The organism is Streptomyces sp. NBC_00341 (assembly GCF_041435055.1).
In the GTDB taxonomy this organism is placed as follows: domain Bacteria; phylum Actinomycetota; class Actinomycetes; order Streptomycetales; family Streptomycetaceae; genus Streptomyces.
Window position 1 is genome coordinate 5156363 of the sequence record NZ_CP108002.1, and the last position, 14879, is coordinate 5171241.

Annotated in this window: 17 protein-coding genes; 11 read left to right on the top strand and 6 right to left on the bottom strand. The window is 69.5% G+C overall.

Annotation, left to right across the window (positions count from 1 at the left end; all coding sequences use genetic code 11):
- Nucleotides 1-5 precede the first annotated feature (5 nt).
- The 3 genes from OG892_RS23230 to OG892_RS23240 all read left to right on the top strand — a co-directional run bounded on the left by OG892_RS23230 (nt 6) and on the right by OG892_RS23240 (nt 2699).
- Nucleotides 6-1094, top strand: a complete 1089-nt coding sequence (locus OG892_RS23230) for a pentapeptide repeat-containing protein (RefSeq protein WP_371631672.1) — start codon at nt 6-8, stop codon at nt 1092-1094.
- A gap of 450 nt (nt 1095-1544) precedes the next feature.
- A complete protein-coding gene (locus OG892_RS23235) occupies nt 1545-1790 on the top strand; it encodes a hypothetical protein (RefSeq protein WP_371630186.1) in 246 nt (81 codons plus the stop codon).
- Nucleotides 1791-2165: 375 nt separating this feature from the next.
- The gene (locus OG892_RS23240) at nt 2166-2699 is read left to right on the top strand and encodes a DinB family protein (protein WP_371630187.1); all 534 of its coding nucleotides are present in this window, start codon (nt 2166-2168) and stop codon (nt 2697-2699) included.
- Between the two features lie 104 nt (nt 2700-2803).
- Here OG892_RS23240 and OG892_RS23245 read toward each other — a convergent pair whose 3' ends face one another.
- Nucleotides 2804-3796 carry a MarR family transcriptional regulator gene (locus OG892_RS23245; protein WP_371630188.1) on the bottom strand — a complete coding sequence of 331 codons (993 nt, stop codon included), beginning with the start codon at nt 3794-3796 and terminating at the stop codon, nt 2804-2806.
- A gap of 472 nt (nt 3797-4268) precedes the next feature.
- Between OG892_RS23245 and OG892_RS23250 the strand changes: the two genes are divergently transcribed.
- Nucleotides 4269-5063 carry a Scr1 family TA system antitoxin-like transcriptional regulator gene (locus tag OG892_RS23250; protein WP_371631673.1) on the top strand — a complete coding sequence of 265 codons (795 nt, stop codon included), beginning with the start codon at nt 4269-4271 and terminating at the stop codon, nt 5061-5063.
- Nucleotides 5060-5359: a DUF397 domain-containing protein gene (locus tag OG892_RS23255; protein WP_371630189.1), complete on the top strand. Its 300-nt coding sequence runs from the start codon at nt 5060-5062 to the stop codon at nt 5357-5359. Before OG892_RS23250 ends, OG892_RS23255 begins: the two co-directional genes overlap by 4 nt.
- Nucleotides 5360-5441: 82 nt before the next feature.
- On the opposite strand, the gene OG892_RS23260 is transcribed toward OG892_RS23255, so the two are convergent.
- Nucleotides 5442-5951 carry a DinB family protein gene (locus OG892_RS23260; protein ID WP_073732840.1) on the bottom strand — a complete coding sequence of 170 codons (510 nt, stop codon included), beginning with the start codon at nt 5949-5951 and terminating at the stop codon, nt 5442-5444.
- A gap of 147 nt (nt 5952-6098) precedes the next feature.
- Nucleotides 6099-7325: an MFS transporter gene (locus tag OG892_RS23265; protein WP_371630190.1), complete on the bottom strand. Its 1227-nt coding sequence runs from the start codon at nt 7323-7325 to the stop codon at nt 6099-6101.
- A 55-nt stretch (nt 7326-7380) separates the two neighbouring features.
- Between OG892_RS23265 and OG892_RS23270 the strand changes: the two genes are divergently transcribed.
- Nucleotides 7381-7743, top strand: coding sequence for a helix-turn-helix domain-containing protein (locus OG892_RS23270; RefSeq protein ID WP_363222374.1), 363 nt, complete (start codon nt 7381-7383; stop codon nt 7741-7743).
- Between the two features lie 54 nt (nt 7744-7797).
- Here OG892_RS23270 and OG892_RS23275 read toward each other — a convergent pair whose 3' ends face one another.
- On the bottom strand, nt 7798-8400 hold the full coding sequence (locus tag OG892_RS23275; protein WP_371630191.1) for an ArsR/SmtB family transcription factor: 603 nt from the start codon (nt 8398-8400) through the stop codon (nt 7798-7800).
- A 57-nt stretch (nt 8401-8457) separates the two neighbouring features.
- Between OG892_RS23275 and OG892_RS23280 the strand changes: the two genes are divergently transcribed.
- The 5 genes from OG892_RS23280 to OG892_RS23300 all read left to right on the top strand — a co-directional run bounded on the left by OG892_RS23280 (nt 8458) and on the right by OG892_RS23300 (nt 12623).
- Nucleotides 8458-9363 (top strand): S41 family peptidase, encoded by a 906-nt coding sequence (locus OG892_RS23280; RefSeq protein ID WP_371630192.1) that lies wholly within the window; start codon nt 8458-8460, stop codon nt 9361-9363.
- A gap of 345 nt (nt 9364-9708) precedes the next feature.
- Nucleotides 9709-10767, top strand: coding sequence for a phosphotransferase family protein (locus OG892_RS23285; protein ID WP_371630193.1), 1059 nt, complete (start codon nt 9709-9711; stop codon nt 10765-10767).
- Between the two features lie 108 nt (nt 10768-10875).
- Nucleotides 10876-11421, top strand: coding sequence for a cupin domain-containing protein (locus OG892_RS23290; RefSeq protein ID WP_371630194.1), 546 nt, complete (start codon nt 10876-10878; stop codon nt 11419-11421).
- 183 nt (nt 11422-11604) lie between these two features.
- Complete coding sequence (locus tag OG892_RS23295; protein ID WP_327338414.1) at nt 11605-12015, top strand: VOC family protein; 411 nt, start codon at nt 11605-11607, stop codon at nt 12013-12015.
- Nucleotides 12016-12269: 254 nt separating this feature from the next.
- A complete protein-coding gene (locus OG892_RS23300) occupies nt 12270-12623 on the top strand; it encodes a beta/gamma crystallin domain-containing protein (RefSeq protein WP_073732834.1) in 354 nt (117 codons plus the stop codon).
- Between the two features lie 112 nt (nt 12624-12735).
- Here OG892_RS23300 and OG892_RS23305 read toward each other — a convergent pair whose 3' ends face one another.
- The gene (locus tag OG892_RS23305) at nt 12736-13404 is read right to left on the bottom strand and encodes a hypothetical protein (protein WP_371630195.1); all 669 of its coding nucleotides are present in this window, start codon (nt 13402-13404) and stop codon (nt 12736-12738) included.
- A 280-nt stretch (nt 13405-13684) separates the two neighbouring features.
- A complete protein-coding gene (locus OG892_RS23310; RefSeq protein WP_073732832.1) occupies nt 13685-14794 on the bottom strand; it encodes a citrate synthase 2 in 1110 nt (369 codons plus the stop codon).
- Nucleotides 14795-14879 lie beyond the last annotated feature (85 nt).

The window sequence follows — 14879 nt, forward strand, 5'->3', positions numbered from 1 at the left end:
TGGCTCTGCTGGCCGGGGCGGCGGGGCTGGTCGTTCTGGGCACAGTGTTCGTCCTGCTGCCGGGTGTGGTGGTCGACCACGATCTCGCCGGGGCGAGCGTCGCGGCACAGGATCGGCTGAAGGCGGTGAACGATGTCCGTACGACGCTTCTGCAGGTGGTCGGCGGCCTGGTCGTGCTCTTCGGCGCGTATGCCACCTGGCGGCAACTGCGGGTCAGCCAGGACGGTTTGCGCGCCACCCAGGAGGGCTACGTCACCGACCGATTCAGCCGGGCCGTCGACCAGCTCGGCAGCGACAAGCTGGATGTGCGCATCGGCGGGTTGCACGCGCTGTGGCGGATCGCCGAGCAGTCCGCCCGCGACCGGGAGGCCATCATCTCCATCCAGGCCGCGTATCTGCGTACGCACCTGCCCTGGCCGCCCGCCGGGCCGGAATCCCCGGCGGCGGACGTGCCCATCAACGACATCGCGCCGTTGGAGACTCGCGCCGCCGACGCCCAGGTGGCGCTGACCGCGCTCGGCGTGCTGTGCCGGCACCGGGAGCAGTCCTGGGTCAATCTCAGCATCACCGACCTGCGCCGGGCCGACTGCGACGGACTCTGGTTCCCCGAGGTCAACTTCGACCGCGCGTGCCTGGAGGCCGCAGGTCTGTACCACGCCAATCTGACCCAGGCCTCCCTGGTCTCGGTCAACCTGCGGCACGCCGACCTCACGACTGCGATTCTCCGCCGGGCTCGCTGCGTCCTGGCCGACCTGCGGGGCGCGAAGCTGGTCGAAACCGACTTGCGTGACGCCGACTTCACCGAGACCGACCTGCGCGAGGCGAACCTGCGCAAGGCCGTCGCCCACGGCGCGGTCTTCCAACGCGCCGATCTCCGCATGGCCGACTTGCGCGGCACCGACCTGAGCACCGCCAACCTTGTCGAAGCACGCCTGACCGGCGCCGTGGCCAGCGAGCACACCCGCTGGCCCGCCGACTTCGACCGCGCGGCGGCCGGGGTCGTCGACACCGACGACCCCGGCCCCGAGCCCTCGCCCCTGCTCCAGCCCCCGGGGATGACGTGGCAGGCGCCGCCGCTGCGGTCCACCCCCTGACCGAGACGCGCCGGTCGAGGCGGGGTGTGCCGGAACCGCGCGCGTGCAGGTCGCGTCTTTTGCCCCACACAGCGAAAGGGACTTTCCCCCCACACGCAGTGAAAGGGACTGAGATGGCACCTGACTTACGCAGTCCGCGACTGCCTCCGCCTCCGCCCTACCCTCCCCGCCCCTCAAGACGTCCGGACACCACACCACAGCCGTACACGCCGTTGTGGCGTCGGCTGCGTGCGACGACTGGCCGCCATTCCTCGAGCTGATGGAGGGACGACGCCCCGAGAGCCTGCGCCCTGTCGCATGGGTGCTGATGGTGCCGTGCATGTGGTGGCTGACACTGCCGCTGGTGCTCTCCTACGAGGTTGCCCGGTCCGCCCGCCGTACCGCCCGCCGCGTCCTTCCCTCTCGCCCCGAAGGACGCATCGATCGCCGTTCTGGTGGATCGTCTACTTCGTGTGCTTCGCCTCCGGACCGGCGGTCCGCAACGGCTTCAGCCTCTCCGCCGCCCATCCGGCGCTTCCGGCGGTGACCACGTGCGCCGCGGTCTGGGTGTTCGCCCTGGTCAGCCGGGCCGCAGGCGCTCTACCGCCGGGTCTGGAGCTGCTGGCTGCCTTCGGCGGCCCGGCATCGGTGACGGCACTGGCGTGGTGGGAGATCCATCGTCTGCGGCATCAGCACGGCATGCGCCGGCGGGGCTGACCCCAGCCCACCCCAGCCCCGCACCAGGAGAGGTGGCAGTGATGGTTGTGATGTTGCTGGTAGCAGGGTTCCTCGCGCTCTGCTTCGGCATACGCGAGGCTTTCGTTCAGCGCCGCCTCAAACGCGAGGGCGCACGTGTCGGGGGCCGGGTGGTCCGCCACCCGCGTCAACCGGCCCGGGTGGTGGGGGCCGCTTCCCGGTGGTCGAATTCGTTGACGCGCAGGGTGTGCGGCACACGTTCCAGTCCAGAACATCGGGAGTCGGGCGGCTTCCCGTGGGCGGTGAAGTCCCGGTGCGCTACTCACCCGACGACCCGGGCGGCCCGGTGCCTGGACGGCCGAGGGCGAGACCCTCCGTTCGCGCTACGTTCGCTGGATGCAGCAGCCTCCAGAACAGGTTCCCGCACCCCTTGACGGCCCTGCCGTTGACGTATCCGACGCCCATGAACTGCTCCTCGGCTACCTGGAGTGGTACCGCGAAGCGCTCATGCGAAAGCTCGCCGGTCTGTCCGACAACCAGCTCCGTACGCCCGTTGAACCGCTTGGCTGGTCGCCGCTCGGCCTGGTCCAGCACCTCGGCTGGGTCGAACGCCGGTGGTTGCGATGGGGGTTTGGTGCCGAGGACGTCGTCGCCTATCCAGCCGGTGGAGACGCCGAGGAGTGGGCGGTCGCCGCCGACACTTCCGCCGCGCAGGTCATGGCCACCTATCAAGCGGAGGTGATCGCTGCGAACTCCGCCACCGGCACCGCGACCTTGAGTGACAAGGCGCACCTCGGGGGCCGCTTCAAGACGCCCGACCAAGCACCCTCGCTCGGGCGAATCCTCTTCCACCTGCTCCAGGAGTACGCCCGCCACGTCGGTCAACTCGACGTCGGGCGCGAGCTCATCGACGGCGAAACAGGCGAATGAGGTACCAGGGCTGTGATGCATTGCGGGAGAGCCCTCAGCCAGCCTCCGGGGTCGCCGAAACCACGCGAAAGAGACCGCCGCGTCGAGGAGACCACAAAGCCTTCTCAGGGTGACTTGAGGAGGTCGCGGAGTCCGGCCACGAGTTGCGTGACGTCGCGTTCGGCGGGCGGCGCGGCGACAGGGGTGGCGGTGGGTGTCGCGGGCTGTCGGCAGGGTTGGCAGAGGCCGTCGGGGAGGGCTTCGGGGCGGCCGGGGGTGCCGCATTCGGTGCACTCCATCATCACGCGCCGGGCGGGGGTTCCGGCGGGCGGCGGTGTGGGGGCGGTCGGGAGTGCGGGCGGGATCTTGCCGGCGAGGCGGTGGCGGACGAGGCCGACCGGTGAGTCGACGCGGGCGGGGAGTCCGGCGGTGAGCGCGCCGGTCAGGTAGTCGGCGTCCACGCCGCGTGCGAACCACTGCTCGGCCAGGGCTTCCAGGGCCGTGCAGTCGGCGGCGGAGAGCGCGAGGCGTGCGTCGACCCTCCCGAGCCCGGCCAGCGCGAGGTAGGCGGGGGAGGGGGTGGAGCGCTGGGGCTGCGGTTCTCGTACCGGCGCGGGCGCGGGCGCAGGCACCGCTTCCCGCACCGGATCGGGCACGGGATCGGGCATGGGAACAGATACGGATACGGGTGCAGCAACAGGTACGGACTCCCGCACCGGCGCGGGGGCGAGGCGGTTCGCCCACCACTCGTTGTCGTGGGCGGTCCGCGACCAGTACGTCCGGAAGACCCAGCGCACCTCGTCGCCGTCACCGACCGCGCACCGCACCCGCCGCAGGTGCCCGGCGACCGACAGCGCGGTCAGCGCGGAGCTGATGGCCTGCTGCCCGTAGAGCGGGAGCTGCTTGGCGAGGCACTTCACGCTCATCGCGGCGCCCTCGGGCAGCCGCTCGATGAACCCGGCGACGTACCGCTCCCGGAAGGGCAGCAGCGCGAAGTCATCGGCATGGGGCGGGCGTTGATCCGAGACGGCTCGCTTGCCGTAACCGGGATGGGCCATCGGGTACGGGGGCGACACTGCGGACGCGGACAGCGCGGGATTACAGTTCTGAACAGCCACGAGATCGATCCTTCTTCTTGCGATCTTGAGGTCAGACCCCGGCCGGTGTTGGAACACCGCGTCGGGGTCGCTTCGTTCTCGCACCGTAGACAGTCGCGACGCAGCGTCGCAAGCTGTCACCATTAGTCATACTTGCTGTCCGTGACGGGTCAGGGAGGTCGGGAGGTTTTCCCAACCACCCTTCTTTCCCTACCGGTTAAAAGAAGGCGCTCGAACCTCGTGGCTCGTGGCTCGACGCTCGAATCCCAAGCCTCAAGCTCCGGGCCCACCCCGCCCCTTCGTACGCTCGAACGAGTGAACCGCCCTTCTCGAAGCCCGAGGCTCGACCCCCGAGCTGCGAGTTTCGAGCCAGCAGCCTTGTCGCACCCGTACAGATTCTTTGTACGGGTGCGACAAGGCGTGGATCACGGACATGGGTGGGATTGAGGACCGTATGCACCCCAGGAATCGACAGCGCAAGAACGCGTCGGCCATGAAGCTCGTGGGCAAACTGCTCGGACGTTTCCGCATCGCAGCCGGACTGACGCAGGCCCAACTCGCCGATTTGGCGCGGGTGCAGGTGGAGACGATCGCCTCCATCGAGCAGGGCCGCCGCTCGCTCCTCCCGGATCTGGCAGAGCGGCTGGACGAGCTGCTGGAGACGAAGGGCGCACTGGCCACGGCGGTGGAGTACATGCCGGAGGTCGATCTCGTACCCGCCTGGGCCGAGCAGTACATGGACCTGGAACGGACGGCGCTTGCCCTCTCCTGGTACGACAACCAGGTCCTGCCCGGACTCCTCCAGACCGAGGCCTACGCACGGGCGGTCTTCCGTAACAGGGTGCCCGCGTTCAGCGAGGAGAAGATCGCGATTCAGACCGCCTCGCGACTGGAACGCCAGGAGATCCTGCACCGCGTCGAGCCGCCGACCGTCAGTTTCGTCATCTGGGAGCCGGTGGTGAGGCTGCAACTCGTCAGCGACGAGGAGCATGTGGAGCAGCTCCGCCACCTGCGTGCGTGCGCGATGCTGCCGGGCGTGAGCCTCCAGATTCTCCCGCTGAGCCACCGCGCCCATGCCGGGCTGAACGGTCCCTTCACACTCCTGGAAACACCCGACTTTCAACACGTCGCCTACTCCGAGACCCAGCGAGGCAGCCTGCTCGTCGCCGACCCAGATGAGATCAGCATCCTGGCCCAGAAATATGCGATGCTGCGAGCTCAGGCCCTCAGCCCCGAAGAGACCCTGGGCCTGCTGGACCGTCTGCTGGGAGAGCTGGGAGTTCAATGAGCACTGCACGCGCGTGGTTCAAGTCCAGCTACAGCGGTGATGAGGGCGGGCAGTGCCTTGAAGTCGCCTACGAGTGGCGGAAGTCCAGCTACAGCGGCAGCGAGGGCGGCCAGTGCCTCGAAGTCGGCTACGCCTGGCAGAAGTCCAGCCACAGCGGTGACGAAGGCGGCGCCTGCGTCGAAGTCGCCGCGCACACCGCCGCCGTACACGTCCGCGACTCCAAGAACCCGGACGGCCCGGAGCTGTCGCTCCCGCCCACCGCCTGGGCCGCGTTCACCGCACACGTGGCCCGCTGAGTCGCTGCCCCAGCCGCCGGTGCCCGTTGTCGGAGGCGGCCGGCGGCATCGACGCCGGAGGTGAAGCCCAACTCCTGCGGACTCAGGCGCCCACGGTCCCGTCGACACCCTCACGCAGAATGTCCGCGTGGCCGTTGTGGCGGCCGTACTCCAGAAGCACGTGCACCATCACCATCCGCAGGGACACCTCCTCGTCCCATCGCGGTTGATACCCGGCCTGGTCCAGGGACTCGGCCTCCCGCTCGATACGGCGCGAGTTCTCCACCTCGGCATCCCAGGCGGCGAACGCCTCGTGCCTGGTCGACGCGCTCGCGTCGTACGCCGCCTGGAAGTCGACCTTGTCGGACCAGACCATGGGCGCGTCGTTGTCCTCGAACGGTCGACGGAACCAAGCACGCTCCACCTCCGCCATGTGCCGCACCAGACCGAGCAGCGAGAGCGTGGACGGCGGCACCGACTGCTGTCGCAGCTCCTCGTCGGTGAGCCCTTCGCACTTCATGGCGAGGGTTGCGCGGTGGTAGTCGAGGAAAGCCCGCAGCATGTCGCGTTCACTGCCAAAATTGGGCGGCCCTATGCGATTGTCGCTGGTCATTGGTCATGCTCCTCGTCCGTGCCTGCGTTGAGGGCCAGTATCCAATCCCGTCGGCTGTCTGCCCCGGCCGGGCCGATCTGCTCGTCGGTGCTGCGGGTGCTGTGGTGCTCCTGCGAGCCCCGCTGTCCTCTTGAGGGTCTCCCCGCCCTAGACGCCCCCGACGCGGTTCCGCGCCGCTGGCACTGTCCTCCCGATTGCGGCGGCGAGCGCGGCTCCGAGGATGCTGACGCCGACCAGGGTCAGCCAGATCGCGGCTGCCCCGGTGGACAGCAATCCGGATAGCGCGACCGGAGCGACCGCTCCTGCTGCGGTCACGGCGAGCTGGTTGAGGGCCAAGTAACGTCCACGCAGAGCATCCGGGGCGCTCTCCGCGGCAGCGGTCGATGTGACGGGGCCGCCGAGGATCTCCCCGAAGGTGTAGCTGCCGGTGCCGAGCAACACGACGGCGATCGCGAGGGCCAGCACAGCCATTCGGTCTGCCGCGAGGAACAGGAGGTAGCCGGCCGCGAAGCAGGCGTGAGCGGCGATGAGAACGCGGCTGCGGATCCGCCCGTGGAGCCACCTGACCACGATGCCCTGGCCGAATCCGACCATCAGGGTGTTGAGCGTGAAGACCACTCCGGCGGTCCAGCCCGGCAGTCCCAGTACGTTCACGGCGTAGACCGGTATCGCGATGTTGAGGACGAACAACGAGGCGGCGAAGCAGAGTTGATGTGCGACGAGTACCAGGTATTTCCGGTCCCGGAGCACGCGCGGCCAACCTCCAGCCGCAGCTTGGCCGGGCTCGGGGCGGGCGTTCGGCACCGCCTGCAACAGGGCGAATGCGGCGAGGTAGGAGAGGGCGTTGACGACCACGACCGTCGCATAGCCGCCGTGAGTGCCGATCGTGACGGCCACGGCGGAGAGGAGCCCGCCGAGTGCGTAGCCGAGGTTGCGTACCGACCCCAGCAGGCCGAACCAGTGCTCGCGCCGGCCCGGTGCGGCCAGGGCCGTGACGGTCACTCCGTAGCAGCCGAAGAACACCGCCCGGCCGGCGCTGTTCAACCAGGCGAAGAGGACGATCTGCCATGTCTGGCCGGCGACGAGGTACCCCGCGAAGCCGAGTGCCTGGGCCAGGTTCGCCGCCAGCAGTACCGGCTTTGCGCCGTACCGGTCGACCAGTCCGCCGACCAGCGGTCCGGCAGGAAGCGCCAGCAGCCCGGCCGTCGTCAGCGCCGCACCTACCTGCACCGTCGTCAGTGAAGTCGTGGCCAGGAAGTACAGCATCGAAACGGGGACGAAGGCGCCGGTGCCGATCGAGTCGATGACGATCGCCGCGAGGAAGCGGCGGTGTGGAGCTGTCACGGGATGGGTCGCGAGACCGGAAGCGTTCACAGCGTGGACGGTATAGATTGTATACCGGTATACACAACGCTACCGGGAGGCATGCATGAGCAAGGCCTACAACGTCATGGCCGCGACCTGCCCCAGTCGCACCGTCCTGAACCGGATCGGGGCGCGCTGGACGGTGTTCGTCGTGAACGCGCTGGACGCCGGCCCGATGCGATTCACTCAACTCAAGTCACATGTAAGGGGGATCACGCCGAAGGCGCTCATCGAGACGCTTCGCGCGATGGAGTACGACGGTCTGGTCTCCCGCACGGAGATCCCCGCGAACCCCCCGCATGTCGAATACGCCCTCACCGACCTCGGCCGGTCACTGCTCATGCCGCTCCGTGCCGTACGGGAATGGGCCGAGCGCCACGTCCCCGACATCGAACGCGCCCGCGCGCAGGCCGACGCGCTGCGGTGACGTGCCTGAGGCGGTAGCGCCAGGGGTGCCCGAAGCCGCCACTCCGGGGTCGCCCTAGCCGGGCGTGGCGGAGCCGGGTGCGGTGGAGCCGGTCGGCGAAGCCTGCTGGTAGAGCACCACCAACGCACCGTGCACAGGCTGTTCATCCCCGCCTTCCGCCCCGCCTTGCGCCCCGTCCTCCGTCCCGCCGTCCGCCCCGTCCTCGGCGTCGTCGACCAGTCCGGCGAGGGCCTCTCCGAGTTGCTTCGCCTTCGCGGGGCTGAGACGCAAGTGGCGCAGGGTCAGGTGGGGTTCGACGGGGGAGCGGTCCAGCTCCTGGGCGACTGCGGCGAGCATCGCGGCGGTGCCGGCCGCCTGCGGTTCGGCGACGACCATGTGGCGGGCCGTGCGCTGGTAGTACTGCTCGGTGCCGCCGCGGACCTGGCGGGTCTCCGCGATGTGGATCAGCCCGGCCTCGCGGAGCACCTTGAGGTGATGGGCGACGTTGCCCTTCTTCGCGTCGAGCTGCGCCGCGAGCCGGCTGACGGTGGCGGGCCGGTGGCCCAGGGCGAAGAGCAGCCGCTGCCGCAACGGGTGGGCGAGGGCGGCGAACTGCTCGGGCGCGCCGATCTCCAGGACGTCCTCGGGGGGCGGTGAGTGGGAAGGCTGATCTCGCATACCGAAAGTGTCTAAAAGCTTTGACGCTTTCGCAAGTGGGGTGCTGTACTCCCTCCCATGACGACACCGACGAAGCTTCAGCCCGCCCACGTGATCGACGAGACGGTCCGGCTCCTGACCGAGCGCTACGTCTTCCCCGAGGCTGCCGAACAGATAGCGGGCCTGCTCCAACTACGCCTGGCCGAGGGCGCGTACGACGTCGAGGACGCCGAGGAGCTGTCCCGTCTGGTCACCGCGGACCTGCAGTCCGTCAACGGCGACCGGCACCTGAGACTGAAGCACCACGCGGAGCCGGTGCCCCCGAAGGAGGGGGCGGCCACGCTGGAGGCGATGCGCCGGGACTTCGACACCTCGCTGGGCGGTGCGCCCCGGCTGGAGCTGCTCGACGGAGGGGTCGCCGTGGTGGAGCTGGCTCCGATGCTGTTCCCGCTGGAGTGGGCCGCCGAACCGCTGAGCGCCGCCCTCACCCTGGCCTCCCGCGCCGAGGCGCTGATCGTGGACCTGCGCGGCAACCGGGGCGGCGACCCGGACACGGTGGCCTTCGTCTGCGGTTACCTGCTGGACGAGCGCACCCACCTCAACTCCATGTACTGGCGCGGCGGCGAGCGCACCGAGCAGTCGTGGAGCCCGCCGTACGTTCCCGGCGCGCGCTTCGGCGGCAGGAAGCCGGTGTACGTGCTGACCGGCGAAAGCACCTTCTCCGCCGCCGAGGAGCTGGCGTACGACCTCCAGCAGCTCGGCCGCGCCGTGGTCGTCGGCGAGAGCACCCGGGGCGGCGCGCACCCGTGCCAGGGCTGGACCGTGCACCCGCACCTGGAGGCCACCGTCCCCTTCGGCCGCGCCATCAACCCCGTATCCGGCACGAACTGGGAGGGCGTCGGTGTCCAGCCGGACGTCCCCTGCGCCGCCGCCGACTCCCTCGGCCGGGCGCACACGCTGGCCCTTGCCCAACTGGCTTGCTGAGCAGGTCTGTTCGACGGGAGGTCGCCAGTCGCGAGCCAGCGTCCGGGTCCGGAAGCGCTTGTTGCGGGTCAGGACGTTGGTGGCGTGAGCTGTTGGCGGATCAGCTGGTGAGCGAGTGGGCACCACCCGACGCACCTCTCCCCGTCGGGGGCCTCGGACGTAAGGGGCCGGTGGGCTCGAAGAGGCCGGAGCTGAGACCACGAGCAGGCAACACCTCAAAGGCAGGGCTTCCTGTTTGCCACCACAGCCGGCCAGGAGTCGCCGGTCCAGAGCGTGTTTGAGAACTGGGATCGGACCCGGCCATGGCCCCCGCACGTGTATGGAGTTACGGCTAGGCTCGCCCGCATGCTGAAGCGGCTTCCGTTCGACGATGCGCTGCGCTCCACCGTGGGCATTCCGAGGCAGAGCAAACTTCTGGACAGCAGTCCGCGGTCACGGGTGTGGCGGGTCCGGCTGGCCGACCGGAGTCTGGTGATCGTCAAGCAGATCACCGATGGCGGGGACACAGGCGCCGACGCCGACACGCGCTTCGCGCGGGAGGTCGCCGGGCTGCGCCTGGCGGGGCGGGCGACCGGGCCCGCCGTGGCTCCAGCGGTGATCGCCACGGACGTGCCCGCGCGGGTGATGGTCCTCGATCACCTGGATGACCTCGGCAAGACGGACGACTGGATGCCTGGGTACGCCGAGTCGCTCGCCCGGCTGCACGCCCTGACCGGACCCGACGACGCGGGCGCGCTCCCGGCCTGGTCGGGGCCCACGGCCGCCGACGCGGAATCCTTCCTCGCCCTGGCCCGGTCGCTCGACGTGCCCGTCCCGTCCGGGGTGCTCGATGAACTCGCCGCTCTTCTGGACCGGTTGGACCCCACGCCGCATCATGCGCTGCTGCACGGCGACCCGTGCCCCGGCAACGACCTGCGCACCACCGACGGTGTCCGTTTCGTCGACTTCGAACGGGCCTCGCTCGGCAACGGACTGGTCGAACTCGCCTACTTCCGGATCGGCTTCCCCACCTGCTGGTGCGCGATGTCGGTCACCGCGGCTCCGCTCGCGGAGGTGGAGGACATCTACCGGACCACCTGGCGCGGACTCACGGGCAGGGATGTGCCGGGCGACCTGGCCGACGCGTGCGCCGGCTGGCTGATCCAGGGAGACGCGCTCGTCGAGCGGGCCCACCGCGGGACGGTCGACCAGCTCGCTCGGGTACCCACCGAGGACTTCGAGTGGGGCTACATCTCTGCCCGCGAGCGGCTCGTCCACCGCCTCGGCGTGGTCGCCGACATGACCCGCGGCCACGATCATCTGCACGCCGTGGGCCGCCTCAGCTCCGCCTTGGCCGTGCGTCTGTTGGAATGCTGGCCGAAACTGCGGCCGCTGCCCACGCACGACACCCGCCCGTGGTTCTAGGTCGCCGGACCTCGGCCCCAGGGTCCGCGAGGATCGGTCGCGGGCCCGATGCGGCACCCCGGAGCGGGCGGACATTCTTGCGGTGAACCTGCCAAGAGGGAGTGCGTGATGTCGTCCATCGAGAACATGCGGTACCCGGAGCCCCGCTACCACGGTGCCGAGGGTGAGGTGAACGCGTTCTTCCGTCCGGCCGACACCCCGCCGGAGGTCTCGTCGCCGGTCGGATCGACCAGCTACCTCGCCACGCAGGAATCGACGGGCGGCGAATTCGGGCTCTACAAAGGTGTGTTGGGGCCTCATTCGGCAGGTGCGAAGACGCACTTCCACCGGGCGATGTCGGAGTCCTTCTACATTCTCTCCGGCGAACTGGAGCTCTTCAATGGAGAGAAGTGGGTCACCGGCCGCGAGGGCGACTTCCTGTACGTGCCGGTCGGCGGTCTGCACGCCTTCAAGAACGTGACCGACGCCCCCATGTCCATGCTCATGCTCTTCTCCCCGGGCTCCCCGCGTGAGGAGTACTTCGAGCGGGTCGCGGAGATGTCGCGGCGCGGCCCCGGGGAGCTGAAGGAGTTCCGTATCCGGCACGACAGCTACTTCGTGGAGGACTTCGACTTCGGGAACGGGAGCGGGAGCGCGAACGGGCGGCCGGAATAGCCTTACGCGATAAACCCCTTCACGCCCCCGCATCCGTCACGACGACGACGAGTTCCGCGTCCGGTGGGCACAACCGCGGGAGCGGGCGACGTATTCAATCCATCATGCAGAGCACGCTGGACGGCCCCTCCGACAGTCGACCCAGGTCGAGCGGCCGACGCGAACACCCCAGGAGGCTGCCCCATGCCGGTCGACGCCACGGCGCACATACGCATCGCCCGCCCCTCCCGCGACCTCCGGGCGGCGGAACGCTTCTGGGTCTCCGGGCTCGGGCTCGGCGTCCAGTACCGGCACGAGGCCGACGGCACACCGGGCCGGCACTCGCTGCTGATGGTCGGGTGGCCCGACGCGGCCTGGCACCTCGAACTCGTCCACGACCCCGCCGCCCCCACGGACCCGCGCCCCACCCCGGAGGACCTGCTGGTCGTCTACCTCGGCGAACCGGTGCCGGACCCCCTCGTGGAGCGGCTCGAACAGCACGGCGGCAAGCGGGTGCCCGCGCACAATCCGTACTGGGACACCTGGGGCGTGACGATCCAGGACCCGGACGGATATCTCCTGGTGCTCTCCACCAGGAACTGGTCCAACTCCTAGAAAGACGGCAAAGCGCCCTCACGTCTCGATCTGGACATTTAAGGGTTCATTTCAGGACCGGGGAGTCGTGGGTGATTGCTATGTGCAGTCACCCTGAGCGATCTTCGTAAGGCGAGAAAGGGAGAGCAGAAACGGCGGCAATTCGAGTCAGGCGAATGGGTTTTCGACGTGTCTTCGTTCGCCCGGTCCTGACGCAGCTCTCCCGTTCGAGCGCCGAGTATCGAATATCGAATGCCCGACGAAAAGGAGTTCCTGTGATTTCAAGGACGAAGAGGGTCGCCCGTTCCCTGGGCGTGGCGATCGCCGCCACCGCTGCGGTCACGATGGTCATGCCCACGAGCAACGCCTTCGCCATCGACCACGTCGAGTGCCGCGGCGGGGAGAACTTCCTGAAGGTCTGGTCCCACCTGGACGGCCGTACCAGCGTGGACTGCTACGCCAACAAGGGCCGGACCGGCTTCGGCAGTTGGTGGGTCGACCGCATCTCGACGGGCAACAACGACCTCATCTACTACGACGCGAACGGCGACTCGGTCCGCATCAACCGGTGGACCGACATCACGTTCCCGAACAACCCGCCGCGGGTCAAGGACATCGAGATCCTCTGACACCCTCCACAGCTGTCCCTTTGGGCCCGCGCGCCGGCGCCCGAAGGCAGGCAGCCGTCGGCCGGGCATGTCGTCGGGGACGAGATGCCCGGCGCGCGGACGCGGGAACGGGTCAGCTGGTCCAGAGGACCGGGCTGTCGCTGTACGCGTCGCCCTCGTCGAACGAGGCGGCCGCGATGGGCGTGGTCTTCGTGGCGCTGAGCGAGCAGGTCTCGTACGACGCGCCCTTGGTGGTGAATTCGCTGGGTGCTGATTCGCTGTCGCACTTGCCCGGGAGGTCACCGATCAGGACGATGCCCGTGGGGCCGCCGTCGGCCAGCTCGCCGCGCAGCCTCAGCGACGCGTACGAGAGGTCGGTGCCGCCGACGTTCTCCACCTTCATACGGATGTAGTAGGGCGTCATGCCCTTCGCCTTCGCGCCGAATCCGGCCATGTCGGCCTCGGCGCCCTTCTCGATCGCCGTGACGGTCACGGCGATGGTGCCCTTCTTGTCGGTCCCGTACTTGAAGGGCAGCACCGCCTTCTCGCCGACCTTGAGCTTCGTGCCCGGCGCGGTCGTGTCGCCCCCGGCCGGAGCGCCACCGGCGTCGCCGGGGTCCGCGGACGGGCTGCTCGGGTCTGCCGCCGCCGAGTCGGACGCCGCCGGGTCGGCAGACGCCGGGGCGGACGCCGAGGGCGAGTCCTGAGCCGATGCCGAGTCGTCGCCGTCATTGCAGGCCGTGAGCCCGAGCCCCATGGTGGCGAGAGCGGCTGCGAAGAAGATGCGTCCCTTGTGTGTCATTTCGACCTAACTGGCATGAAGAGCTGCCTCGTACGACAGCTGGTGCGTTCAGCAGACGCATCTCAGAATGGGTCGGGAATGACACAGGCATGCCACAGGAATGCGACGGGTGCGGCACGGCTCGGCGCGGCGACGGGCAACGACGGGCAACGACGGGCAATGACGGGCAACGACGGGCAACGACGGGCAACGACGGGCAACGACGGGCAACGCGGCGACGGACGGCCCGGCTGTCGCCGGACCGTCCCCGGTCGCCGCTCAATCGCCCCTCAATCGCCGCTCAGTTGCCCAGGTCCGCCAGCTGATCGAACCCCGGGATCTCCTGCGGGCTGCGCGTCCCCGGGCCGGTGTACGTGGCCGAGGGCCGCACCAGGCGGCCCGTCCGCTTCTGCTCCAGGATGTGCGCCGACCAGCCCGCCGTACGGGCGCACGTGAACATCGACGTGAACATGTGCGCCGGCACCTCCGCGAAGTCCAGCATGATCGCCGCCCAGAACTCCACGTTCGTCGCCAGCACCCGGTCCGGGCGGCGCGCGTGCAGCTCCTCCAGCGCGGCCTTCTCCAGCGCCTGCGCCACCTCGAAGCGCGGCGCGCCCAGCTCCTCGGCCGTGCGCCGGAGCACGCGGGCGCGGGGGTCCTCCGCGCGGTAGACGCGGTGCCCGAAGCCCATCAGGCGTTCGCCCTTGTCCAGGGCCTTCTTCACGTACGCGGTGGCGTCCCCGGTCCGCTCGATCTCCTCGATCATGCCGAGGACGCGGGACGGCGCGCCGCCGTGCAGCGGGCCCGACATGGCCCCCACCGCGCCGGACAGCGCGGCGGCCACGTCGGCGCCGGTGGAGGCGATGACGCGGGCGGTGAACGTCGAGGCGTTCATGCCGTGCTCGGCGGCGGACGTCCAGTAGGCGTCCACGGCCTTCACATGGCGGGGGTCCGGCTCGCCGCGCCAGCGGATCATGAACCGTTCGACGACGGACCCGGCCTTGTCGATCTCGCTCTGCGGGACCATCGGCACCCCCTGCCCGCGCGCCGACTGGGCGACGTACGAGAGCGCCATGACGGCGGCCCGCGCAAGGTTGTTGCGCGCGGTCTCCTCGTCGATGTCCAGGAGGGGTTTCAGGCCCCACACGGGGGCGAGCATCGCCAGCGCGGACTGCACGTCCACCCGGATGTCACCGGAGTGGACCGGGATCGGGAACGGCTCGGCGGGCGGCAGACCGGGGTTGAACGCCCCGTCGACCAGCAGCCCCCAGACGTTGCCGAACGACACGTGGCCGACGAGATCCTCGATGTCGACCCCTCGGTAGCGGAGCGAACCGCCTTCCTTGTCGGGTTCGGCGATCTCCGTTTCGAACGCGACGACTCCTTCGAGTCCGGGTACGAAGTCGGACATCAGGCGGCTCCCTCGGATCGGCGGCTGCGGGCGGGCCGCGAACGGTCCGCCCCACGATATTGGCGGGTTCCGACGTGACCGGGAA

Coding starts and splice junctions, on each gene's coding strand:
- OG892_RS23240 (WP_371630187.1), top strand. CDS start 2,166: ATGCAGCAGCCTCCAGAACAGGTTCCCGCACCCCTTGACGGCCCTGCC.
- OG892_RS23250 (WP_371631673.1), top strand. CDS start 4,269: ATGAAGCTCGTGGGCAAACTGCTCGGACGTTTCCGCATCGCAGCCGGA.
- OG892_RS23255 (WP_371630189.1), top strand. CDS start 5,060: ATGAGCACTGCACGCGCGTGGTTCAAGTCCAGCTACAGCGGTGATGAG.
- OG892_RS23260 (WP_073732840.1), bottom strand. CDS start 5,951: ATGACCAGCGACAATCGCATAGGGCCGCCCAATTTTGGCAGTGAACGC.
- OG892_RS23270 (WP_363222374.1), top strand. CDS start 7,381: ATGAGCAAGGCCTACAACGTCATGGCCGCGACCTGCCCCAGTCGCACC.
- OG892_RS23275 (WP_371630191.1), bottom strand. CDS start 8,400: ATGCGAGATCAGCCTTCCCACTCACCGCCCCCCGAGGACGTCCTGGAG.
- OG892_RS23280 (WP_371630192.1), top strand. CDS start 8,458: ATGACGACACCGACGAAGCTTCAGCCCGCCCACGTGATCGACGAGACG.
- OG892_RS23285 (WP_371630193.1), top strand. CDS start 9,709: ATGCTGAAGCGGCTTCCGTTCGACGATGCGCTGCGCTCCACCGTGGGC.
- OG892_RS23290 (WP_371630194.1), top strand. CDS start 10,876: ATGTCGTCCATCGAGAACATGCGGTACCCGGAGCCCCGCTACCACGGT.
- OG892_RS23295 (WP_327338414.1), top strand. CDS start 11,605: ATGCCGGTCGACGCCACGGCGCACATACGCATCGCCCGCCCCTCCCGC.
- OG892_RS23305 (WP_371630195.1), bottom strand. CDS start 13,404: ATGACACACAAGGGACGCATCTTCTTCGCAGCCGCTCTCGCCACCATG.
- OG892_RS23310 (WP_073732832.1), bottom strand. CDS start 14,794: ATGTCCGACTTCGTACCCGGACTCGAAGGAGTCGTCGCGTTCGAAACG.